This window comes from Corynebacterium sp. HMSC27B11 (assembly GCF_001815985.1).
Classification (GTDB): domain Bacteria; phylum Actinomycetota; class Actinomycetes; order Mycobacteriales; family Mycobacteriaceae; genus Corynebacterium.
The window spans coordinates 52,720-73,882 of sequence record NZ_KV823564.1 but is presented as its reverse complement, the minus strand read 5'-3'; the positions used below and the strand labels follow the sequence as shown (position 1 = coordinate 73,882).

The 21,163-nt window shown below is 66.6% G+C and carries 20 protein-coding genes; 1 reads left to right on the top strand and 19 read right to left on the bottom strand.

Annotated elements, in window-relative coordinates; genetic code table 11:
- Position 1: 1 nt before the first annotated feature.
- The 4 genes from HMPREF3097_RS06640 to HMPREF3097_RS06625 form a co-directional block, all read right to left on the bottom strand.
- Positions 2-1,282 carry a deoxyguanosinetriphosphate triphosphohydrolase gene (locus tag HMPREF3097_RS06640; RefSeq protein ID WP_070761620.1) on the bottom strand — a complete coding sequence of 427 codons (1,281 nt, stop codon included), beginning with the start codon at positions 1,280-1,282 and terminating at the stop codon, positions 2-4.
- Positions 1,283-1,378: 96 nt separating this feature from the next.
- Complete coding sequence (locus tag HMPREF3097_RS06635) at positions 1,379-2,980, bottom strand: FMN-binding glutamate synthase family protein (protein ID WP_070761619.1); 1,602 nt, start codon at positions 2,978-2,980, stop codon at positions 1,379-1,381.
- A gap of 32 nt (positions 2,981-3,012) precedes the next feature.
- The gene (locus tag HMPREF3097_RS06630; RefSeq protein ID WP_070761618.1) at positions 3,013-3,552 is read right to left on the bottom strand and encodes a hypothetical protein; all 540 of its coding nucleotides are present in this window, start codon (positions 3,550-3,552) and stop codon (positions 3,013-3,015) included.
- On the bottom strand, positions 3,552-4,931 hold the full coding sequence (locus HMPREF3097_RS06625) for a glycine--tRNA ligase (RefSeq protein ID WP_070757664.1): 1,380 nt from the start codon (positions 4,929-4,931) through the stop codon (positions 3,552-3,554). The genes HMPREF3097_RS06630 and HMPREF3097_RS06625 overlap by 1 nt, the downstream gene beginning before the upstream one ends.
- Positions 4,932-5,044: 113 nt before the next feature.
- Between HMPREF3097_RS06625 and HMPREF3097_RS06620 the strand changes: the two genes are divergently transcribed.
- Positions 5,045-5,578 carry a Fur family transcriptional regulator gene (locus HMPREF3097_RS06620; RefSeq protein WP_070761617.1) on the top strand — a complete coding sequence of 178 codons (534 nt, stop codon included), beginning with the start codon at positions 5,045-5,047 and terminating at the stop codon, positions 5,576-5,578.
- A gap of 5 nt (positions 5,579-5,583) precedes the next feature.
- Here the strand turns inward: HMPREF3097_RS06620 and HMPREF3097_RS06615 are convergent, their stop codons facing one another.
- The 15 genes from HMPREF3097_RS06615 to HMPREF3097_RS06545 all read right to left on the bottom strand — a co-directional run bounded on the left by HMPREF3097_RS06615 (position 5,584) and on the right by HMPREF3097_RS06545 (position 21,089).
- A complete protein-coding gene (locus tag HMPREF3097_RS06615) occupies positions 5,584-6,765 on the bottom strand; it encodes a VIT1/CCC1 transporter family protein (protein WP_070761616.1) in 1,182 nt (393 codons plus the stop codon).
- Positions 6,766-6,846: 81 nt separating this feature from the next.
- Positions 6,847-7,605 (bottom strand): isoprenyl transferase, encoded by a 759-nt coding sequence (locus HMPREF3097_RS06610; protein ID WP_070761615.1) that lies wholly within the window; start codon positions 7,603-7,605, stop codon positions 6,847-6,849.
- A 110-nt stretch (positions 7,606-7,715) separates the two neighbouring features.
- A complete protein-coding gene (recO, locus tag HMPREF3097_RS06605) occupies positions 7,716-8,474 on the bottom strand; it encodes a DNA repair protein RecO (RefSeq protein WP_070761614.1) in 759 nt (252 codons plus the stop codon).
- A gap of 30 nt (positions 8,475-8,504) precedes the next feature.
- Entirely contained in the window at positions 8,505-8,924 is a 420-nt protein-coding gene (locus HMPREF3097_RS06600) for a DUF4282 domain-containing protein (RefSeq protein WP_070761613.1), read from the bottom strand.
- A complete protein-coding gene (locus HMPREF3097_RS06595) occupies positions 8,908-9,603 on the bottom strand; it encodes a DUF4282 domain-containing protein (protein WP_246821312.1) in 696 nt (231 codons plus the stop codon). The genes HMPREF3097_RS06600 and HMPREF3097_RS06595 overlap by 17 nt, the downstream gene beginning before the upstream one ends.
- 69 nt (positions 9,604-9,672) lie before the next feature.
- Complete coding sequence (gene era / locus HMPREF3097_RS06590; RefSeq protein ID WP_070761612.1) at positions 9,673-10,713, bottom strand: GTPase Era; 1,041 nt, start codon at positions 10,711-10,713, stop codon at positions 9,673-9,675.
- The gene (locus tag HMPREF3097_RS06585) at positions 10,697-12,250 is read right to left on the bottom strand and encodes a hemolysin family protein (RefSeq protein ID WP_070761611.1); all 1,554 of its coding nucleotides are present in this window, start codon (positions 12,248-12,250) and stop codon (positions 10,697-10,699) included. The genes era and HMPREF3097_RS06585 overlap by 17 nt, the downstream gene beginning before the upstream one ends.
- Positions 12,251-12,838: an rRNA maturation RNase YbeY gene (gene ybeY / locus HMPREF3097_RS06580; RefSeq protein ID WP_210398558.1), complete on the bottom strand. Its 588-nt coding sequence runs from the start codon at positions 12,836-12,838 to the stop codon at positions 12,251-12,253.
- Entirely contained in the window at positions 12,838-13,890 is a 1,053-nt protein-coding gene (locus tag HMPREF3097_RS06575) for a PhoH family protein (RefSeq protein WP_070761610.1), read from the bottom strand. Before HMPREF3097_RS06575 ends, ybeY begins: the two co-directional genes overlap by 1 nt.
- A gap of 7 nt (positions 13,891-13,897) precedes the next feature.
- The gene (locus HMPREF3097_RS06570) at positions 13,898-14,653 is read right to left on the bottom strand and encodes a 16S rRNA (uracil(1498)-N(3))-methyltransferase (protein WP_070761609.1); all 756 of its coding nucleotides are present in this window, start codon (positions 14,651-14,653) and stop codon (positions 13,898-13,900) included.
- Positions 14,654-14,748: 95 nt separating this feature from the next.
- Positions 14,749-15,891, bottom strand: a complete 1,143-nt coding sequence (gene dnaJ / locus HMPREF3097_RS06565; RefSeq protein ID WP_070761608.1) for a molecular chaperone DnaJ — start codon at positions 15,889-15,891, stop codon at positions 14,749-14,751.
- 46 nt (positions 15,892-15,937) lie between these two features.
- Positions 15,938-16,990 carry a heat-inducible transcriptional repressor HrcA gene (hrcA, locus tag HMPREF3097_RS06560; RefSeq protein ID WP_246821311.1) on the bottom strand — a complete coding sequence of 351 codons (1,053 nt, stop codon included), beginning with the start codon at positions 16,988-16,990 and terminating at the stop codon, positions 15,938-15,940.
- A 69-nt stretch (positions 16,991-17,059) separates the two neighbouring features.
- Complete coding sequence (hemW, locus tag HMPREF3097_RS06555) at positions 17,060-18,325, bottom strand: radical SAM family heme chaperone HemW (protein ID WP_070761606.1); 1,266 nt, start codon at positions 18,323-18,325, stop codon at positions 17,060-17,062.
- 6 nt (positions 18,326-18,331) lie between these two features.
- Positions 18,332-19,039: a hypothetical protein gene (locus HMPREF3097_RS06550; RefSeq protein ID WP_070761605.1), complete on the bottom strand. Its 708-nt coding sequence runs from the start codon at positions 19,037-19,039 to the stop codon at positions 18,332-18,334.
- A gap of 214 nt (positions 19,040-19,253) precedes the next feature.
- On the bottom strand, positions 19,254-21,089 hold the full coding sequence (locus tag HMPREF3097_RS06545; RefSeq protein ID WP_070761604.1) for an AMP-dependent synthetase/ligase: 1,836 nt from the start codon (positions 21,087-21,089) through the stop codon (positions 19,254-19,256).
- Positions 21,090-21,163: the final 74 nt, after the last annotated feature.

The following is a 21,163-nucleotide window of genomic DNA, read 5'->3' as shown; positions in this document are numbered from 1 at the left end:
ACTATGCCCACGCCGCGCTGATACCGGCAGCGGAGGCGTCCAAGCGCTCCAGCCGGGATTCGGTGAGCGAGGCGACCTGGTCGATGACCACACGTCGACGCTCCACCTCCGTGGCCGCGTTCTCGTACCAGAGCCGGAAGACCGGATCCAGCGCCCCGGCACCGCCACGGGCCAGGAACTCCGTGACGCGGAAGATGCGCTCCCGCTGGCGATCCTGCTCCGCCAGGTGCAGCTTCTCGTCCATCACATAGAGCACGGCGATGGACTTCAGCAGCGTGACCTCGGCCTTAACCTCCGCGGGAATGACCAGGTTCGCCGCATAGCGGCCCAGCGGTCCTGTGCCGTACTCCCGGCGGGTCGCCGTGACCACGGCCGTCACAAAGCGGCTGACCAACTCCGAGGTCATGGACTTCAGCGCGACCAGGTCCTGCAGGCTGTGGCGGAAGTCCGCGGCCCGGGAGACCACCGGCATCTGCCGCAGGCGATCCGCTGCGGCCAGCAGCTCCTCGGGCTCCCCGCCGAAGTGGTGCGCTCCCTTGTCCGCGAGCGCGGCCAGCTCCACCAGGTCCCACAGCACACCCAGGGTAATGCGCCCGGAGAGCATGCCATCCTCGACGTCGTGGACGGAGTAAGCAACATCATCCGACCAGTCCATGATCTGTGCCTCCAGGCACTGCTCCCCCTCGGGCGCGCCCTGACGGATCCACTCCAGGATGTGCAGGTCGGACTCGTAGGCACTGTACTTGCGGCGCGGGGAGCCGTCCGGGGCGGTCGGCCCCCAGGGGTACTTGCAGGCCGCATCCAGGGCGGCGCGGGTGAGGTTCAGCCCATAGGAGGTGCCGTCCTCCCCAAGGGTCTTCGGCTCCAGGCGAGCCAGGATGCGCAGGGTCTGCGCGTTGCCCTCGAAGCCGCCGATGCTGGCCGCGGCCTCGTCCAGGGCGCGCTCGCCGTTGTGGCCATAGGGCGGGTGGCCGATGTCGTGGCTCAGCCCCGCCAAGTCCGCGAGGTCGGGGTCCGCGCCCAGGGTCTTGCCGATGCCGCGGGCAATCTGGGCGACCTCCAGGGAGTGCGTGAGCCGGGTGCGCGGGGTATCCCCTGACCCCGGCCCCACGACCTGCGTCTTATCGGCCAAGCGGCGCAGCGCCGCGGAGTGCAGGACGCGCGCCCGGTCGCGGTCGAAATCCTCCCGTCCATCCGGGACCGATCCCTCCAGCCCCAGGGTCTTCGGTGCGACGGCATGACGGCGCGCGCAGTCGTGCTCCGTGTACTGATACCGCTGCATCTCGCGCTCCGTTAGTCCTGTCTCCGTCCCCGTGGGAGGTCGCTACCAGGTGCCCCGCACCGGCAGAACCACCCCAGCCCACGGGGTGTTTAACCCCTAGACGCTGCCGATGTTGCCCTCGGCGAAGAAGTGGTGCCCCGGGCGGCGCACACGGCCCTGCACCGGCGGCAGCATCGAGTACTGGTCGTAAGTCGCGCGGTCGTAGTCACGCTGCCAGTCGTCCGGAGCCTTGCCTTCCAGCAGGCTGCCCGGCTCGAGCCACGGGTAGAGGTCCTCGTACGGGCGGGCCTGGGTCTGGTCCACGCGGCGCACCAGGTGGCCGGGTCCCAGCTGGCTGACGTCATGCAGACCCATGGCCCCCAGAATGCGAGTGGTGGACTTCAGCGTATTGCGGTGGTAGTTCGCCACACGCTCGGCCTTGCTGTCCACGTCCAGGCCGCGGGAGAGCCACGGGTTCTGGGTGGCCACACCAGTCGGGCAGGTATTGTCGTGGCACTTCTTGGCCTGGATGCAGCCGGCGGCCATCATCATGCCGCGGGCGGACATCGTGAAGTCCGCGCCGATCGCGAGGCGGCGGATGATGTCCGCGCCACCGACGACCTTGCCGGCCGCGCCGACGGCGACCTGGTCGCGCAGACCCGTGCCCACCAGGGCATTGTGGACGATCATCAGGCCCTCGGTCAGCGGGGTGCCCACACGGTCCAGGAACTCCAGCGGGGCCGCGCCCGTGCCGCCCTCGGCACCGTCGACGGTGATCCAATCCGGCGCGGTCTTCGCCTTGAGCATCGCCTTACACAGGGAGAGCACCTCGTGGCGGGAGCCCACGCAGAACTTGATGCCCACCGGCTTGCCATTGGCCAGGCGGCGCAGCTTCTTGACGAAGTGCATCAGCTCGAGCGGGGTGTCGAACTCGGAGTGCCACGCCGGGGAGAGGCAGTCCTGCCCCTCCTCGATGCCACGGGCCTCGGCGATCTCCGCGGTGACCTTGTGGCCCGGCAGCATGCCGCCCATGCCGGGCTTCGCACCCTGGCTGAGCTTGATGAGGATGCCCTTGACCTCCGGGTAGTTCGCCTTGACGCGGAACTGCTCTGGGTCGAAGTGGCCATCCTCGGTGCGGCAGCCGAAGTAGCTGGAGCCGATCTCCCAGATCAGGTCCGCGCCGTACTCCAGGTGGTACTTGGTCAGCCCACCCTCGCCGGTCTCCTGGATGAAGCCGCCCATCGCCGCGCCCTTGTTCATGGCGAGCACGGCGTTGGCGGACAGGGAGCCGAAGGACATCGAGGAGATGTTGAACAGGGAGATGTCGTAGGGCTGGGTGCACTCCGGGCCGCCGAGGCGCACGAGTGGCGCATCGGTGCGGGCCGGCACCGGGTGGGTGGAGTGCAGCAGGTGGTCGTGGCCCGGCACGAAGAGGTCGCGCTGAGTACCGAAGGCCTCCTCCGCCGGGATGTTCTTGGCGTTCTGGTAGACCATCGTGCGGGTCACGCGGTCGAACGGGCGGCCGTCGGTGTTGGACTCGACGAAGTACTGCTGGATCTCCGGTCGGATGGATTCCATCAGCCAGCGGGCGCGGCCCAGGACCGGGTAGTTACGGCGAATAGCGTGCTTGGGCTGGACGATGTCCACCGCCGCGACGGCAGAGGCGGCCAGTGCCCCGTACTTCACCGCTTTACGGATGAGTTTGCGACCACTTGGCATTGATGATGCTCCTTAAGAATTTTATTCTTCGGCTAGGTGGTGAACCAGACGACAATCGCGATGACCACGCAAATAGCCAGCGCCATCGTCAACATCCCCGTGGTTCGAACCACTCGAGTTTCCAGGGTACGCCGGGCAACCCAGGATACGAAGACCTGGACATCCAGCGGCAGCTTCTCCCCCGGCCCTTCGAACTCCACGTGGAGATTGCGCAGGCCCCGGTTGTCGGAACTGTACTGCCCCGCCTTCTCGCCATCGATGTCGAGGACGAAGTTGCGTCGGGATTCAGCAATGATTCCGATTTCGTGGCGGTCCGCGTTGATGGTCACCCGGTCCGCGGTGTGGAACTTATCGCTGTTCCCCTTCGCAGTCCAGGTGCCCGTCGGGGTCTCCGCCTGTGCCTCCGGCCCCTCGTCGGCGGTGAGCCGCCAGGTGTCGCCGCCGAAGCGGATGTGCTGTACCCCGCGCTCGTCGGCGAACTCCGCGATGCGGTCCATGTCATCCGTCGGTCCGGCGTAGATCGGGAAGGTGTGCCCGTCGCTGGGCACGCCCCATCGGATGTCGCTGTTCATTAGCAGCCAGCCAGGCGCTGTGCGAGGTAGCCCTCGAGCTCGTCGATGGCGACGCGCTCCTGCTCCATCGTGTCGCGCTCGCGGACGGTGACGGCGTTGTCTTCCAGGGTGTCGAAGTCGACCGTCACGCAGTACGGGGTGCCGATCTCGTCCTGACGACGGTAGCGGCGGCCGATTGCACCGGAGGTGTCGTAGTCGATGTTCCACAGACCGCGCAGCTTGTCAGCGATCTTCTCCGCCGTCGGGGTCAGGGTCTCCTTCTTCGACAGCGGCAGGACGGCGACCTTCACCGGGGACAGGCGCGGGTCCAGCTTCAGGACGGTGCGGGTGTCGGTGCCGCCCTTAGCGTTCGGCACCTCCTCCTCGGTGTAGGCGTCGACGAGGAAGGCCATCAGGGAGCGGCCCAGGCCGGCGGCGGGCTCGATGACGTACGGGATCCAGCGCTCTTCCTTCTGCTGGTCGTAGTAGGACAGATCCTCGCCGGAACCCTCGGAGTGGGTCTTCAGGTCGTAGTCCGTGCGGTTGGCGACGCCCTCGAGCTCGCCCCACTTGGAGCCGGTGAAGTGGAAGGCGTACTCGACGTCCACGGTGCGCTTGGCGTAGTGGGACAGCTCGTCCTCGGTGTGCTCGCGCAGGCGCAGGTTCTCGCGGTCGATACCCAGGTTGACGTACCAGTTCAGGCGCTGCTCGATCCAGTACTCCTGCCACTCCTCGTCGGTGCCCGGCTCGACGAAGAACTCCATCTCCATCTGCTCGAACTCGCGGGTACGGAAGATGAAGTTGCCCGGGGTGATCTCGTTGCGGAAGGACTTACCGATCTGGGCGATACCGAACGGTGGCTTCTGGCGGGAGGAGTTCATGACGTTCTTGAACTGCGTGAAGATGCCCTGTGCGGTCTCCGGACGCAGGTAGGCCAGGCCTTCCTTGTCGTCGACCGGGCCCAGGTAGGTCTTCATCAGGCCGGAGAAGGCGCGCGGCTCGGTCCACTTGCCCGGCTGGCCGGTCTCCGGGTCGTTGATGTCGGCCAGGCCGTTTGCCGGCGGGTGGCCGTGCTTCTCCTCGTAGGCCTCCAGCAGGTGGTCGGCGCGGTAGCGCTTGTGGGTGTAGAGGGACTCGACCAGTGGGTCGGTGAAGACGTCCACGTGGCCGGAGACCTCCCACACGCGGCGCGGGAGGATGACGGAGCTGTCCAGGCCGACGACGTCGCCGCGGCTGGTCACCATCGAACGCCACCACTGGCGCTTGATGTTCTCCTTGAGCTCCACGCCCAGCGGGCCGTAATCCCACGCAGAGCGGGTACCGCCGTAAATCTCACCACAGGGGTAAACCAGGCCGCGACGCTTCGCGAGGTTGACAACGGCATCTACTTTTCCTGCCATGCTGGGACGCTCTCCTTTAAAAACGAACTCTGTTCTGCAATTTCTTGCACTGTTGCGCGACGTGCATTCCTGGGCACCAGGGCAGTCGCTTACCAGAGGCCATCTTAACCGATATGGCAATTCGGCGTTTCAGTGCGCCCCCTCCCCACCGAAGCACCCCCAGACTCACTATTGACAACTTATTGAAAATCAGCGTCGGCAGGGCTAGGCTTCGATTCATGGTCAGCAAGAACTCCACCGGCGGAATCAACATCGGTCAACGCAACACCCGGCAGCGCGCGGCGGTCGTCGCTATGCTCGAACAGGTTGAGGAGTTCGCCAGCGCCCAGGACATCCACGCGCGCCTCGTCGCGGCCGGCGAGAAGGTTGGGCTCACCACGGTCTACCGCACCCTGCAGCAGATGTCCGCGATGGGGGCGATCGACACGCTCAACAACGAGTCCGGGGAAACCCTCTACCGGCGCTGCGCCATGGACACCCACCACCATCACTTGGTGTGCAACGAGTGCCGCACCACCGTGGAGATCGACGGCGGCCCGGTGGAGGATTGGGCCCGCGACGTCGCAAAGAAGTACGGATTCCGCAAGACCGGCCACATCGCGGACATCTTCGGCCTCTGCGCCGATTGCGCCGCCAAGCAGGCCTAGAAGTTTTAGACGCTGACGTCGAAGAGGGAACCCAGCCCGTAGGTCACCGCAGCAGCCCCCGCACCGATAGCCAGCTGGCGGAACGCGCGCTTAGCCGGGGAAGCACCCGAGAGCAGGCCCACGATCCCGCCGGTCAGCAGCAGCGCCAGGCCCACCAGCACGCAGGCGATCACCGCCGCGCTCAACCCCTCCGCACCAAAGAGGTACGGCAGCACCGGCACGATCGCGCCCAGGGAGAACAGCAAGAAGCTCGACACCGCGGCGGAGACCGGAGAGCCCGTGGACTCCTCGTCCCCCTTGTCTGCCTCCGCCGAATCCCCGTGACGAGGGGACTCGTGAGCCGGATCCTCGTGGTTCAATCCCACGTCCACGGCCGGGGAGGAAAGAATCTCCTCGAAGACCCGCTGCGCCTTCGCCCGGGCCTCCTCTGGCGCCATGCCACGGGCGCGGTAGACCAGCTCCAGCTCATTTTCCCGCACGTCCAGCTTGGGCACCGCCCCCGCCGTGTCTTCCGCCGGAGCGTTGGCGGCGAGCAGCTCCTGCTGGCTAGACACCGAAACGTATTCGCCGGCCGCCATGGACAGCGCACCGGCAAGCAGCCCGGCAATGCCGGTCACCAACACCACGTTGGAGGGAGCGCCGGTGCCCACCATGCCGAGCACCAGCGCGAGGTTCGACACTAGCCCGTCGTTGGCCCCGAAGATCGCTGCCCGGAAGTCCCCCGACATCCGTGCCCGGCCACGCGCCGCCAGACCGCGGACAACCTCGGCGTGAATGGCCTCGTCCGCGAGGATGGAATCCGCCGCGTCGATATCCGCCACCCCGCTGCGGCGTTCCTCAGCCGACTGCAGCAGCGCAAGCACGAAGACCGAACCGAAGCGCTCCGCCAAGAAGGCGTGCATCCGGGTGCTGAAACTGGCCTTCTGCGGCAGGCCAACGTACTCGCCCAGCCGGGCACGCCAATAGGCCTCGTGCCGGGCCTCCGCCTCAGCCAGGCCGAGCAGGATCTCGCGATCCTCCCCCGTCTTCTTGCGCGCCAGCTCGCGGTACACGGCCCCCTCCGCCCGCTCGTCGGCGAGATAGCGCCGCCACGTGGCGATCTGCTTCTTGGTCGGCTGCTCCACTGGTTGCTCAGCCGGCAGCCCGGCAGGCTGCTCGTTGGGCCGCTGATCCGGCTGATCAACCACGAACCATCACGCCTTCCTCACGCCGCGGCGGCGACGTCCTAAAAAAATCAGAGAAGCAGAAAAGAAAACCAGAGAGCAATCCTACTTCACGCCGCCGAAACGGCGATCCCGCGAAGCGAACTCCCAGATCGCCCCGCGCAGGTGAGCCGGGGTGTAGTCCGGGAACAGCACCTGCTGGTAGACCATCTCGGCATAAGCCGACTGCCAGATCAAAAAGTTGCTGGTCCGCTGCTCCCCCGACGGGCGCAGGAACAGGTCCACGTCCGGCATGTCGGGCTCGTCGAGGTAGCGGGCGAAGTCCTTCTCCGAGACATCCCGGGGCTTGATCTGCCCGCGATTCGCCTCCGCCACCAGGGCCTTCGCCGCATCCGCGATCTCCGCGCGGCCGCCGTAGTTGATGCACATGTACAGCGTCATCCGGGTGTTGTGCTTCGTCTGCTCCTCCGCGCGCTCCAGCTCGCTAATCACCGAGCGCCACAGGCGCGGGCGGCGGCCCACCCAGCGGATCCGCACCCCGAGGGAGTCCAGGTAATCGCGCTGCTTGCGCAGCACATCCCTGTTGAAGCCCATGAGGAAGCGCACCTCCTCGGCCGAGCGCCGCCAGTTCTCCGTGGAGAAGGCATAGGCGGAGAGCGCCTCGACACCCAGCTCCAGGCACTCCTCCACCAGACTGATCAGCACCGACTCCCCGCGCTTGTGCCCCTCGGTCCGTGCCAGGCCGCGCTCCTGCGCCCAGCGACCGTTGCCGTCCATGACCAGCGCGATGTGCCGCGGCACAAGTCCAGTAGGCAGGCTGGCGATCTGTTCTCGGGTTGCGGTTTCGTTCTTCACAACAGCCATTGTGCCAGCCCCACCTCGCGGATCCGTTATCCCCTCCCGCGGTCACCCCGTTGTTGTGGGGACGACGCCACCGGCTGGCGGATGATTCTTCCCGGCCGGTTCCGATCGGTTCACAGGGCCGCGTAGGCCGGGCAGGCGACCTCTAGCTGCTGGCGGACGTGTGCCAGCAGCAGTTCGTGGGCTACCCGCACATTGCCGGGATTGGCCGCGACCTGGGCGGCCACTGCCAGCCGATCGTGAGCCAGCAGCCACAGCAGGCGCACCGCCTCGGGGGGAGGGGTGGCCGAACCCGGTGGGCGGCAGAGCACGCACACGCTGCCCCCGGCGCGCGGATGGAAGGCCCGGTGTGGCCCAGGACGGCTGCATTGGGCGCAGTCCACGAGGCTAGGCATCCAGCCAGCTTCTGCGAGCCCGTGGAGGACGAAGCGATCGGCCACGCTCACTGGGGGCAGCTCTGGGGTGGCTGGGTCAGTTCCGGCAAGGAGGGCGAGGCCTGCGTCCAAGCTAGAAAAGACGGCTTCGGAGGACCCTTCCGCGGTGGAGAGGATCTGGGCGAGCTCCAGCATCGCGGCCCCGGCGAAGTATTTGTCCACGTCCGCGACGATAGGGCCGGCGTAACTAGCCAGGGAGGCGGCGTCCGTGATCTTTCCCAGGCTACGGCCCCGGTAGACCTGCACGTTGACCTTCGAGAAACGATCGAGGCGGGCCCCGAAGCGGGACTTCGTCTTGCGGATGCCCTTGGCGACCGCGCGCACCACCCCGTGACTGCGGGTCAGCAGCACGAGGATGAGGTCGGCCTCCCCCAGCTTGTAGCTGCGCAAGACGAAAGCCTCGTCCCGGAAGTTCGGGCGAGGCGAGAAAGATGACATGGCTGACAGGCTACCGCGTGAGGCAGCTACTTAGACGATGAGCTCGGGGTGCGCGTCGGAGCGGCGACGGATCCGCTGCCAGGCCGTGGCCGTCGCGGCGATGGCGGCGACCATCTCCAAACCGACGCGCAGCAGGGCGATCTCGATGAAGGCGAGGACAGCGTAGAGCACGCCGGAAACCAGAGCATTGGCCACGTTCGGCTCGAAGCTGATCTCCGGAGAGCTGGTGAAGAACTCGGAACCATCGAAGCCGTTGATGGAGATGCCCACCCCACTCAGCCCGATCATCGAACCGAAGGTCATGACCACTGCGTTCACCAGAATGATCACGATGCCCAGGATGTAGAGCACCCGGATGAAGCCGGGGGAAAGGATGCGGTCAAAGCCGAAATCCGTCAGCGTGCGGAGGAAGCCTCCCGGCTTCGCGGTCTGGCTAGTTCTGCTCGCCATGGCTCTGGCCCGTGTTCGGCAGGTGCGGCGGGTAGTTCTGCTGCGCGGAGGTCTCACGCTGCTGGGCTGCGCTGTGGTTCTGCGCCTGGCCCTGCTCCATGGCGCGCAGGCGCTGCTCCTGGCGCGCGTCGATGGCCTGCACCGACTGGGAAGTGCGGATCAGGGAGACCGCGACCTCCAGGTAGACGCGGGACAGCGCCAGCACTGCCACCGTGATCAGCACGATCGGCGGGACAGCCAGGACGAAGACCAGCAGGCTGAAGCCCAGCGGCTGGCCGGAGAAGAACACGCTCACCGCGCCCAGCAGCGCCAGGCCGGCGGCCACGCCAATGACCACGAAGAGCACCATGTACAGCACCTGGGCCACGCTCGGGGTGACGTAGCGGCGGAAGCTGAAGTCGAAAAGCGCGCCGAGGAAGCTGCCGCCCTGCGGGTCCTGATCTGCCGGGTAGCCCGCAGACCCCGCTGCGAATGGCGCGCGCGGGGCAACGTCCACGCCAGCGTGTGCCCCAACGCCACGGGCCCCAGTGCCGTGATCCTCGACGCTGTGGTCCCCGGTGCTGTGGTCCATGCCCTGGCCCTGCAGGAAGGTCTCATTGGCCTGACGGGCCTGCTCAGGTGTCAGCTCGCCCGGGGTGCGGGGCGAGAAGTCGGAAGGTTGTTTCTCGGGGTTATCCATGTGTACTCCTTGGATGCGCGATCGCGCCGGTGTGTCACGACGCGCCCAGTGGCCGGGCCGGGCGTGGTTTTAGAAGCCCATGCGCTCCAATGCCTTCGGGTCGGATTGCCAGTTCTTTGCCACCTTCAGGCGGACGTCCAGGTAGATGTTCTGCCCCAGCATCTCGATGATCTGGAGGCGAGAGTTGTGCACGATCCGCGACAGGCGGCGGTTGTTGCGGCCCCGCAGGATGGCCTTCTGGCCCTCCCGCTCCACGTAGATCACCGCGTGCACGTTCAGCACGCCCTCCCTGGTCGGGGACGGCAGGATCTCATCGACCTTCACGGCCACCGAGTGCGGCAGCTCGTGCTCCAGGCCTTCCAGCGCGGCCTCGCGGATCAGTTCGGCGATGCGGGTCTCGGTGTCATCGTCGGTGACGTGGTCATCCGGGTAGAACTTCGGCCCCTCGGGCAGCTTCTCAGCGATGACGTCCACCAAGGTGTCCAGCTGGAATCCGTCCTGGGCGGACAGCGGGACGACGTCCACCTCGGCGCCGTCGAGTGCTTCGGTGAGCATGGCGTGCAGGCCGAGCAGCTGCTGGCCAACCCGGTCCTTCGAGACCTTGTCGGTCTTGGTGACGATGCCCATCAGCGGCACCTTCGGCGCGACCTGGCGGACGTTCTCCACGATCCAGCGGTCGCCGGGGCCGATCTTCTCATCGGCTGGCACGCACACACAGATCAGGTCCATGTCCACGTAGGTTTCCTTGACCACGTCGTTGAGCCGCTCGCCCAGCAGTGTGCGCGGCCGGTGCAGGCCCGGGGTGTCCACGACGACGATCTGGGTCTTCGGGCGATGCACGAGCCCACGGATCGGGTGGCGGGTGGTTTCCGGCTGATCGGCCGTGATGGCGATCTTCTCCCCAACCAGGGCATTCGTCAGCGTGGATTTACCGGTATTCGGCCGGCCCACGAAGCTCACGAAGCCGGAGCGGAAGCCCTCGGGCGTGTCGAAGCCGAGCCCAGCACCCGCACCGTCGGCAGCGGGGCTGCCTGCTGTTGGGTTGGCAGCGGCATCGGCGGGGAGCATCGACTCATCGGGGAAGTTCATCTCGCTAGTCACCCTCCCCATTCTGCCCTACTGCAGGCCGCGGGGCGGAATCATCGCGTCGCGGGGCAGCCTCGCCGGAACCGGACGGGCCCACCGCCTCGGCGCTATCCGCATCGGGCTGTTCCTCCCCCGGGTCCACCCGGCTGACGACCGCGGACTTCACGATGTAGCGCCCCCTCTTGTTATGACCGCCCTCGAAGACCAGGTGCAGCCCGGCGGTGGTGATCTCCGCCCCCGGCATCGGCACCTTGCCCAGCTCCAGGGCGCCCAGCCCAGCCACGGTGTCGGCCTGGTCGTGCTGCTCCTCGCTGAATTCGATCTCCGTGGCCCGCTCCGGAATCCAGCTGCGGTCCTCCCAGGAGCCTTCTCCGCCGCGTTCCTCGTGGTCTGCCTCCCCGTTTCCAGGCTCGCCACGGGAGGGGTTCCTCGGCTCCCCGTGGTGTCCGCCCTCGTAGCGCTGCTCGCGGAAAAGCTCCTCCAGCTCCCCCAGGGAAAGCCGGGAGCTGACCCGGTAGCGGCCATCGCCCAGGTCCTCGATCGGCAGGTCCTCGTCGGCGTCGTACTCGTCGGAGATCTCGCCGACGATCTCCTCCAGGATGTCCTCGATGGAGATCAGGCCCGCGACCGCGCCGTACTCGTCAACCAGCATCGTCAGGTGCACCTGGTCCCGCTGCATGTCCTCGAGCAGGTCGGTGAGCATCCGGGAATCGGGGACGAAATTCGGCTTGCGCATCACCTCGGTCACCGGGGTGTGACGGCCGGCGTCCTGGTCGTGGTACGTCTGCGCGACCAGGTCCTTCAAGTAGACAATGCCGACGATGTCGTCGACGTCCTCGCCGATCACCGGAAGCCGGGACAGCCCCGAGCGCACGCACAGGCTCGTCGCCTGCCCGGCGGACTTGGTGTCCTCGATCCACACCATCTCTGGGCGCGGCACCATCACCGCGCGCGCAGTCGTATTCGTCAGATCGAAGACAGACTGGATCATCCGACGCTCGTCGGTCTCCACGATCCCGCGCTCCGTCGCGATGTCCACCATCTCTCGCAACTCAATCTCCGAGGCGAACGGGCCGTCCCTAAAGCCACGGCCCGGGGAGAGCACCGAACCGGCGCGCACCAACCCGCGGGCGAGAAAACCGAAGACCCGGTTCACCCCTAGCAGGAGCGGGGCCGCCGCCAGGGAGATGGAGTAGGGGTTTTGACGTCCCAAAGTACGAGACAGCACGCCGATGACGACGAAGTTGATGAGCGCCGTCAGCAGGATCGCGGCAAGCAGAGACCAAACGTGTAGGCCGAAAGCCTCGACGAACACCGCGGCCATCAGCGCCGTGCCCGTGACCTCGCACAGGGTGCGCAGCAGGACGAGCAGGTTGATGTGCTCCGCGCGGCGGGCCATGACCTTCGCCAAGCGGCGAGCCCCCGGGCGCTCGTCCTTCACCAGCGATTCGACCCGCGCCGGAGAGAGCGAGGATAGTGCTGTCTCAGCAAGGGAGAACATCGCGCCGACCGCGAGCGCGAGGATCAGGCCAATAGTGCCAGCTATTATCCAGGAGTCCATTTACTTCGGCTCGGTTTCTGGTCCTGTGCTGAAGGAGCTGCCGGAGCCGGTGTCGTCGCGGTCGGCCGCGCTCGGGAAGGCTGCAGCACCGCTTGGCTTCGGGCCGAACTTCACGCCGCGCTCCTCCTGGGAGTCGTACCAATTCGCCAGGACCTCGTTCTGGATGGAGAACATCTGCTGCTCCTCCTCCGGGGTCACGTGGTCGAAGCCCAGCAGGTGCAGCACGCCGTGCACGGTCAGCAAGTCCAGCTCGTGGGCCAGGGAGTGGCCGGCGCGCTCGGCCTGCCCCTTCGCGAAACTCGGGCAGAGCATGATGTCGCCCAGCATCGCCGGGGAGGTCGGCGGGCCGTCCTTGCGGCCCCAGCCCGGGGTCAGCTCATCCATCGGGAAGCTCATCACGTCCGTCGGACCCGGCAGGTTCAGCCAGCGCAGGTGGAGGTCGGCGATGGTCTCCTCGTCCACGATGTGGATGGACAGCTCCGCGCTGGAGTGGACGTCCATGGTCCACAGCGTGTAGCGGGCGACGTCGATCAGCTCTTCCTCGTTGATCTCGCCCCAGCCGGATTCGTTAAAAACCTCGATGCTCACTAGCGGGTTCTCCATTCCTGTTCTTCTTCACGGTCCAAGCGGGCGAGCTCCTCTTCGGCCTCGAAGCGCTCATAGGCGTCCACGATGCGGGTGACCAGGCGGTGCCGGACGACGTCGTTGCTGCTGAGCTCGGCGAACCGGATGCCGTCCACCCCATCCAGGATCTCCTGGCTGGCGGCCAGGCCGCTGCGCTGCTTCTTCGGCAGGTCCACCTGGGTCAGGTCGCCGGTGATGACCATCTTCGAGCCGAACCCCAGTCGGGTGAGGAACATCTTCATCTGCGCGGGCGTGGTGTTCTGTGCCTCGTCCAGGATGACGAAGCTGTTGTTCAGCGTGCGGCCGCGCATATAGGCCAGCGGGGCGACCTCGATGACGCCGGACTCCATCAGCCGCGGGATGATCTCCGGGTCCACCATCTCCCGCAGCGCATCGTGGAGGGGGCGCAGGTAGGGGTCGATCTTGTCGCCCAGGGTGCCGGGCAGGAAGCCGAGGTTCTCCCCCGCCTCCACGGCCGGGCGGGTGAGGATGATCCGGGTGACCTCCTTGGCCTGCAGCGCCTGCACAGCCTTGGCCATCGCCAGGTAGGTCTTGCCCGTGCCTGCGGGGCCGAGCCCGAAGACGACCGAGTAGTTGTCGATCGCCTCGACGTATTCTTCCTGGCCGAGGGTCTTGGGGCGCACCGCCTTGCCGCGGTAGCTGACGATGGGGGCGGCCTTGTAGTTCAGTACTGCGCCCTGCTCGTCGAGCATGTCGATGATGCGGCGGGTGACGTCCGGGGTGACCGTCTGGCCGTGGTCGGCGATGGCGGCCATCTCCATCAGGATCTTGCGGGTGCGGCTCACCTCGCTGGCTTCGCCGCGTAAGACCAGGTGGTTGCCGCGGGTCAGGATGTCTGCATCGACGACGTCTTCGACGATCCTGAGATTTTCATCTGCTGGACCGGAGATGGCCAGCACGGCTTCTGGAGGAAGTTCGAGGGTGGAGCTGGCGACTCGCGGGCGTGGTGACTGCGCTGCGTGGGCTCCGTGGGTGCGGACATTATGAGGAACCATATGGGCCTTATCCTACCGCGCCCCAACGGTCCGTGAGGGCGCCAATCGCTCCCAGCGCCACCGCGCCGGCGGTGGCCGTGCGCAGCACCTCGGGGCCAAGGACAACCGCGTGGCCGCCGAGCTCCTCGAGAGTCGCTAGCTCGTCCGGAGCGATGCCGCCCTCTGGGCCGATGACCAGCACGATGTCCTCGACCCCAGCCGCGCTCTCAACGAAGGAGCGGAAGTCGCCGCGGGCGTCCTCGTGAAGCATCCCGAGCCGTGCGGTTGGTTGTGGCCCGGCGAGCCCCGGCACCAGCTCTGGCAGGTCAGTGAGGTTGCGCAACAGACCGGTGATCTCGGGAAGGACGAGCCGGCGGGACTGCTTGGTGGCCGCGAACGCGGTTTTCTCCCAGCGGGCCAGAGCCTTATCTTCCTTCTTGTCCCAGCGGGCGATGCAGCGGCTGGCCGCCCACGGGATGATGCGATCCGCCCCGGCCTGAACCATCAGGTCCACCGCTAGCTCGGAGCGGTCGGACTTCGGAAGCGCCTGGACGATCGTCACCCGAGGTGTGGGCTGTGGTAGCTCCAGCAGCTCGGTGACCTGAATCCCGGCGGCGGAGAACGCACCGCGCACGGCGGTGGCGGCCCCGTCGCTGACGATGACCGCCTCCCCGTCGGCGATGCGCTTGACCTGGCTGTGGCGAGCCTCCGCCCCGGTGAGCTGGACGGAATCACCGACCGCAATCCCCTCGGGCAGGGGCTGGATGAACACCGATTCTGTCACTAGATTCTTTCCGCTTCTTCTGCTGGTGCCTCGGCTGGCTGAGCCGAGGCACGGGTGTTTGGCCAGGCCGGCCTTAGCGGCCTCCCTGCGCCTTCTTAGGCGCGGGAGAAGTGCTTGCGCAGCCGGGAGAACAGGCCGCTGTGCTGGCCACCCTTCGTATTCACTGCCACGTCTTCCTTGGAGTGCTCACGCAGCTGCTCCAGCAGCTCGCGCTGCTTGTGGCTCAGGTTGGTCGGCACGGTGACGTCCACGTGGACGATCAGGTTGCCGTGGCCCTCGCGGCGCAGGTGCGGCATGCCCTGACCAGACAGGCGGATCTGCTCGTCCGGCTGGGTTCCTGCCGGGATCTCCACCGACTCGCTGCTGCCATCCAGCAACTCCAGGGAGGTCTTCGTCCCCAAAGCGGCGTCCACCGCCGGGACGGAGATGGTGACGTGCAGGTTATCGCCCTCACGGATGAACATCGGGTGCTCCTCGGCCTGGACCTCGATGTAGAGGTCACCGGCCGGGCCGCCGCCCGGGCCGACCTCGCCCTCACCGGTCATGCGGATGCGCATGCCGTCGGAAATACCGGCCGGGATATTCACCGCGATGTCCCGGCGAGCGCGCACCCGGCCATCGCCCTGGCAGTTCTCGCACGGATCCTCAATAATCTCGCCGGTGCCGCCGCAGCGGTGGCACGGGCGGGCGACCTGCACGCGGCCCAGGATGGAGTTCTGAACCTCCATGACCTGGCCCTGCCCGTGACAGGTGGGGCAGCCTACCGGCTCAGACTTGGACTGCGACCCCGTCCCCTCGCAAGGCTCGCACAGCACCGCGGTGTCCACGGTGACCTCGTGCTTGATGCCGGAGTAGATCTCCTCCAGGCTCAGCGAGATGCGCAGCAGCGCATCGTTGCCGCGGCGCACACGGGGGACGCGCTGGCCCGCTCCCCCGCCGCCACCGCCGAAGAAGGCGTCGAAGATATCGCCCAGTCCGCCGGTGCCGAATCCACCGCCGCCGCCCGGCTGGCCGAAGCCCGGCTCCTCTGGGTCGCCACCGGCGTCCACAATCTGGCGCTTCTGCGGGTCAAGGAGAACCTCTTGGGCAAGGGTTGCCTCCCGGAACTTCTCCGCCGCGTCCTCGGACGGGTTGACGTCCGGGTGGTACTTGCGGGCGACCTTGCGATAAGCCTTCTTGATCTCCGAATCGGTGGCGTTATGGTCCACGCCAAGAATGCCGTAATAGTCACGGGCCACGGTGAGTTTTATCCCCTTTGCTCGCTATCGAAACCAAACTTGCAGTCTACTCCCCGGCCAGAATCCGGGATACATAGTGCGCCACTGCGGTCACCTTAGACATCGTGCCGGGGTAGTCCAAGTGGGTTGGGCCCAGCACACCGAGCCCGCCCATGACCGCGTTTTCTGCGCCGTAACCGGTGGAGATCACCGAGGCGCTGCGCAGCTCTTCGTCCTCGTTTTCCTCGCCGATGCTGACCTGGATACCCATGTCGCGGACCCCAGAGAGGAGTTTGAGAACGACGACCTGTTCTTCCAACGCTTCGAGCACCGGGGTTAATTCCCCCACCCGGGCGATATTCGGGGTACCGGCGAGAATGAGCCGATCATTGGGTCGCTCCACCATGGTCTCCATCAGCACGGTCGCCACCGCGATGAGAGCCGGCCGTAGCTCCGCGGGTACCGTCTTCGACCTGGCTTCCTGGGCCAGGGAGGCGATCTTCGCGCAGGCCTCCTCCAGGGTGAGCCCGACGACGCTGTGGTTGACCAGGTCGCGGACGCGCGGCAGGTCAGACTCGGCGAGCGGTTCGGCGAGGTCGACGTTGCGCTGGTCGACCCGCCCGGTGTCCGTGATGAGGACGACGAGCAGACGGTGGGTGGTCAGGTGCACGAGCTCGCAGTGCTTCACCCGGCCGATGCGCATGTCCGGCAGTTGGACGACCGCCACCTGACGGGTCAGTTGGGCGAGCAGCTGAACGCTGCGGCGCAGGACGTCCTCCAGGTCCACCCCGTGCTCCAGGAAGTCCAGGATCGCCCGCCGCTCCGGCATGCTCATCGGCTTGACGGCGTGGATGCCGTCCACAAAGTGGCGGTACCCCTTCGCGGTGGGGATGCGCCCGGAGCTGGTGTGCTGCTGGGTGATGTAGCCATCCTTCTCGAGGGCGGCCATGTCGTTGCGGATCGTCGCGGAGGACACCCCCAGCTGGTGCCGGTCGAGGAGCATCTTGGAACCCACCGGCTCCTGCAGGGAGATGTAGTCCGACACGATGGCGCGCAGCACCTCGCTGCGGCGTTGCTGGGTCGACAGCGACGCGCGGTTCTTCGGCACGCGATTAGTCACGGAAAAAGCTCACCACCATCTATTCTGTTTCTCCCCCAGCCTAGGCGAAAGGCTGGATTCACTCCATGATCACTCCATGGCGAGCAGCAGATCGGTGACGATGCCGTCGACCAGGTAGCGGCCCTGCTCCGTGACCCGCAGACGCTGCGCGTTCGCGTCAACCGCGAGCAGCCCCATGCTCTGGTAACGCTCGATTTCCGCCTCGGCTCCCGCCAGCCCGGCGAGCGCGACTCCCTCTCGCAGTCGTAGCCCCAGCATCAGGTGCTCGGTGGCCAGGTCGGCTCGGCTCAGCGGCTCGAAGGTCACCGCGGGCAGGGCGTGGCGCTCCATGAGGGCCTCCCAGTAGCGGGCGGGGTACTTGACGTTGACCAGGCGGGTGATGCCAGAGAAGTCTTCCGCTCCCACGCGCTCCGCAGCCTCGGCAGGCAGGTACTGCGCCGCCACGTCCTCATGCAGTCGCACGCATCCGTGAGCTCCCGGGCCCGCGCCCCACCACTGGCCATCTCGCCAGTAAATGAGGTTGTGCTCGCACTCCCCGCCCGGCTTTGCCCAGTTGGAAACCTCGTACCACTGGAAACCAGCTTCGACGAGGCGTTCATCTATCATGCGGTAGCGGTCGGCGTAGACGTCCTCGTCCGGAGCGGGCAGCTCCCCGCGGCGGACCTTGCGGGCCATCGCGGTGCCGTCCTCGACGATGAGAGAGTAGGCGGAGACGTGGTCCACATCCGCCTCGATGACAGCGTCCACGCTGCGGGCCAGGTCCTCGTCGCGCTCGGTGGGTGTGCCGTAGATCAGATCCAGGTTCACGTGCGCGAAGCCCGCGGCCTTGGCCTCCGCCACCGCCTGCTCCGGACGGCCGGGCGTGTGCTGGCGCTCCAGGACCTTCAGCACGTGCCCAGCCGCCGACTGCATACCAAGGGAGATCCGGTTGAAGCCAGCCTCGCGGAGTTGGGAGAAGAATTCCGGGCTCGTGGACTCCGGGTTGGCCTCCGTGGTGACCTCCGCTCCCGGAGCCAGGCCGACGGTACGGCGCACCGCATTGAGGGCGCGCACCAGCCCCTCAGCGCCCAGCATGGAGGGGGTACCGCCGCCGAAGAAGACGGTGCTTACCCCGGGGTCGGAATCCCCTTCGTAGAGTCCCCGCCGGTCCCAGGCCGCTGCCGCCAGCTCGAGTTCCACCTCGAGCGCGTCGAGGTAGCCGGCCGGAGTGCGCCCCTGCGCGGAACCCATGCTGGCTGGATCGGTGGCCAGCTCTGCGGGGGTATAGGTGTTGAAGTCGCAATAGCCGCAGCGCGAGGCGCAGAACGGCACGTGAATATACAGCCCGCTGGTCATGCCCAGCTACACTACCCGGCCGCGCCGCTTCGTCAGCTTTGCGATGAGCTGCTCGATGCGGGCCCGCTCGGCGAGGAACTGCGGTGGGGCCTCCCCCCGCATGGCTTGTGCCACGGCGGGTTGCTTGGCCACGCCCTCCTGCCAATGCGCCACGATCTCCCGAGTACGCTTCTCCGCCTCGTTGAAGACCTGCGGCAACAGTACGGCTTGCGCGTTGACGGCCAGGTCGGTCTGCTGGACGACCCACTCGGCGAGCTCCTCGAGTTCACCGATGAGTTCCTCGTTGCGCTCCCGCAGCCACAGCCGCCAGCCGACGGTCGTCGCCATCTGCGGCTGGGCTCCGTCGTCCGCGTCCTGAGTTGAGGAGGTTTCCCCATTCTGAGCGCCGCTCCCCTGGGACGGCGGTGTGGGTGCACCCTTGCGCAGGAAGGACAGGGTGCGTCCGGGGTGCTGGAAGGTATTAGACATTTCGCCGCTGCGTACGCCGGAGACGAAGGCCTGACGCAGGCCGTTGAGCTCCGCGAGCCCCGGGCGGACCTCCTTGCGCCCCTGGCGGACGACGGAGGTGAACTCGAGCAGGCAGTCCTCGACCAGCTCGCCGTCCCAATCCGCAATGGCCTGGGAAATGTGCTCGATGTGCTCGGCGATTTCATCGCCGATGTCGTAGATGTTCTGGGTGAGGTCGCGCACGCGCAGCGACGCATCGTAGTGCACGTGACCTCCCTGTTTTCGCTTCGTCCACGACATCCGGCACTTCGCCTTGTAGCTTCCGGTTCCCTGTAGGGCGGCGCATAAAAGGCTGTACCCGCATCACATTATGTGAGTGATGCGGGTACGTCCGGGAGGCTTGGCCGTGTCCGGGGATTTATATGAGCTTTCGAGCCCCCGGCGCCGCCACCCCGTGGGGCGGTAATTGGGGGCCGGGCAGCTACTTCTCGGAGTAGATCCAGGCGATGTCGTCGGCGAAGTTCTTCTCCACCATGAAGCGCTTGAGCTTCATCGACGGGGTCACCTCGCCGCGATCCTCCTCGAAGTCGCGGTGAACGATGCGGAACTTCTTGATGCCCTCAGCGTGCGAAACCGACTGGTTCGCCTCGTTGATCGCGTCCTGGATCTCGCCGCGCAGGTTCGGGTTCTTCGCCAGCTCGCGGATCGAGGTATTGGCGGAGATGCCGTTTCGGGCCTTCCAGCTCTCCACCGCAGCCTCATCCAGGGAGATCAGTGCACCGATGAACTTCTGGTCATCGCCAACGACCATGGCCTGGGAGATCAGCGGGGCGGAGCGCAGGATGTCCTCCAGCGGGCCCGGGGAGACGTTCTTACCGCCCGCGGTGACGAGGATTTCCTTCTTGCGGCCCGTGATGCGCAGGTGGCCGGTCGGCAGCAGGGCACCCAGGTCGCCGGTGGCGTAGAAGCCGTCCTCGTCGAAGGCCTCCTTGGTGGCCTCCTCGTTGTTCCAGTAGCCGCCGAAGATGACGTCGCCCTTGAGCAGGATCTCGCCGTCGTCGGCGATGCGGACGGTGTTACCACCGACGGGGCGGCCCACGGTGCCGATGATGTTATCCGGCTCGAAGTTCACGGTGATGGCGGCGGTGGACTCGGTCAGCCCGTAGCCCTCGTAGATGTACACGCCGACGCCGCGGAAGAAGTGCATAAGCTCCGCGTTGAGTGCCGAGCCACCCGAGATGGCGTACTCCAGCTCCCCACCCGTGGCCTCGCGGACCTTGGAGTAGACCAGCTTGTCGAAGATGGCGTGGCTGGTCTTCAGTGCGAGGCTCGGGCCCTGCGGGGTGTCCAGCGCCTTGGAGTACTCCACGGCGATCTTCTCGGCGCGCTCGAAGAGCTTCTCGCCGATCTTGGAGCCATCGGAGGCCTTAGCGCGCACGCCCGCGTGGACCTTCTCGAAGACGCGCGGCACGCCCAGGATCATGTTCGGGTTGGAGCGCTGGAACTCGGTGACCAGGGTGCCGAAGTCAGACCAGTGGGTCTGGGTGCAGCCGGTGGTGAGCAGCAGGTAAGACACTGCGCGGGAGAGCACGTGGGCCAGCGGGAGGAAGGTCACCGCACTCTTGCCCGGCCTGCCCAGACGGCCGATCGGGTGGGTGCCCAGGCCTCGGGCCTCGCTGAGCCAGTTGGAGTGCAGCACCATGCAGCCCTTCGGGCGACCGGTGGTGCCGGAGGTGTAGACGATCGAGCAGACATCGGAGGTCCGCACATCAGCGATGCGGGCCTCGACCTCGTCCTGGGAGATCTTCTTGTCACGGCCATCGTTGATGAGGATGTCGACGGCACCGCGGTTGATCCCCAGCACGCGGGTCAGCGGCTCCTTCTCGGTGGGGGTGCCGTCCTCGGGGATGAAGTTCTCGAGGCGCTCGCAGTGCTCCTGGGTCTCACCGACAGCGAAGCTGGCGCCGGAGTCCTGCACGATCCAGGCGCACTGGGAGGTCGAGGAGGACGGGTAAATCGGCACGGAGATCGCGCCGGCCGCCTGGATCGCCAGGTCGAGCAGCGACCACTCGTAGCGGGTTTCCGACATGATGACGACGCGATCCTTGGCCTTCACCCCGTTGGCGATGAGGCCACGGGCGACGGCGTAGACCTCGTCAAGGAACTGGGTGGTGGTGACGTCTTCCCAGTCGAAATTCTTGGGGCGACTGAAGGAGACCGCGCTCGGATGTTCCTTCTGCAGGTCGCGCAGCGCGGTGAGAATCGTCTCGTTCTCGCCGATGGTATACAGCGGTTCTGAGGTGTATTCCGTCCTCATCATTCTCCTTTGTGGGCCGTAGCTCAGGAATAGTTTTCGCTACAGCTATAAAAACACACATAAGTGGTGTAGAT

Bases quoted from the DNA above. Each gene is read 5' to 3' on its own strand.
- HMPREF3097_RS06625 (WP_070757664.1), bottom strand. From the start codon at position 4,931: ATGGCAGGAAAAGTAGATGCCGTTGTCAACCTCGCGAAGCGTCGCGGC.
- HMPREF3097_RS06575 (WP_070761610.1), bottom strand. From the start codon at position 13,890: ATGGTTCCTCATAATGTCCGCACCCACGGAGCCCACGCAGCGCAGTCA.
- recO (WP_070761614.1), bottom strand. From the start codon at position 8,474: ATGTCATCTTTCTCGCCTCGCCCGAACTTCCGGGACGAGGCTTTCGTC.
- hemW (WP_070761606.1), bottom strand. From the start codon at position 18,325: ATGACCAGCGGGCTGTATATTCACGTGCCGTTCTGCGCCTCGCGCTGC.
- HMPREF3097_RS06635 (WP_070761619.1), bottom strand. From the start codon at position 2,980: ATGCCAAGTGGTCGCAAACTCATCCGTAAAGCGGTGAAGTACGGGGCA.
- HMPREF3097_RS06595 (WP_246821312.1), bottom strand. From the start codon at position 9,603: ATGGATAACCCCGAGAAACAACCTTCCGACTTCTCGCCCCGCACCCCG.
- HMPREF3097_RS06545 (WP_070761604.1), bottom strand. From the start codon at position 21,089: ATGAGGACGGAATACACCTCAGAACCGCTGTATACCATCGGCGAGAAC.
- era (WP_070761612.1), bottom strand. From the start codon at position 10,713: ATGGGGAGGGTGACTAGCGAGATGAACTTCCCCGATGAGTCGATGCTC.
- HMPREF3097_RS06620 (WP_070761617.1), top strand. From the start codon at position 5,045: ATGGCAATTCGGCGTTTCAGTGCGCCCCCTCCCCACCGAAGCACCCCC.
- HMPREF3097_RS06640 (WP_070761620.1), bottom strand. From the start codon at position 1,282: ATGCAGCGGTATCAGTACACGGAGCACGACTGCGCGCGCCGTCATGCC.
- HMPREF3097_RS06630 (WP_070761618.1), bottom strand. From the start codon at position 3,552: ATGAACAGCGACATCCGATGGGGCGTGCCCAGCGACGGGCACACCTTC.
- HMPREF3097_RS06610 (WP_070761615.1), bottom strand. From the start codon at position 7,605: ATGGCTGTTGTGAAGAACGAAACCGCAACCCGAGAACAGATCGCCAGC.
- HMPREF3097_RS06585 (WP_070761611.1), bottom strand. From the start codon at position 12,250: ATGGACTCCTGGATAATAGCTGGCACTATTGGCCTGATCCTCGCGCTC.
- HMPREF3097_RS06600 (WP_070761613.1), bottom strand. From the start codon at position 8,924: ATGGCGAGCAGAACTAGCCAGACCGCGAAGCCGGGAGGCTTCCTCCGC.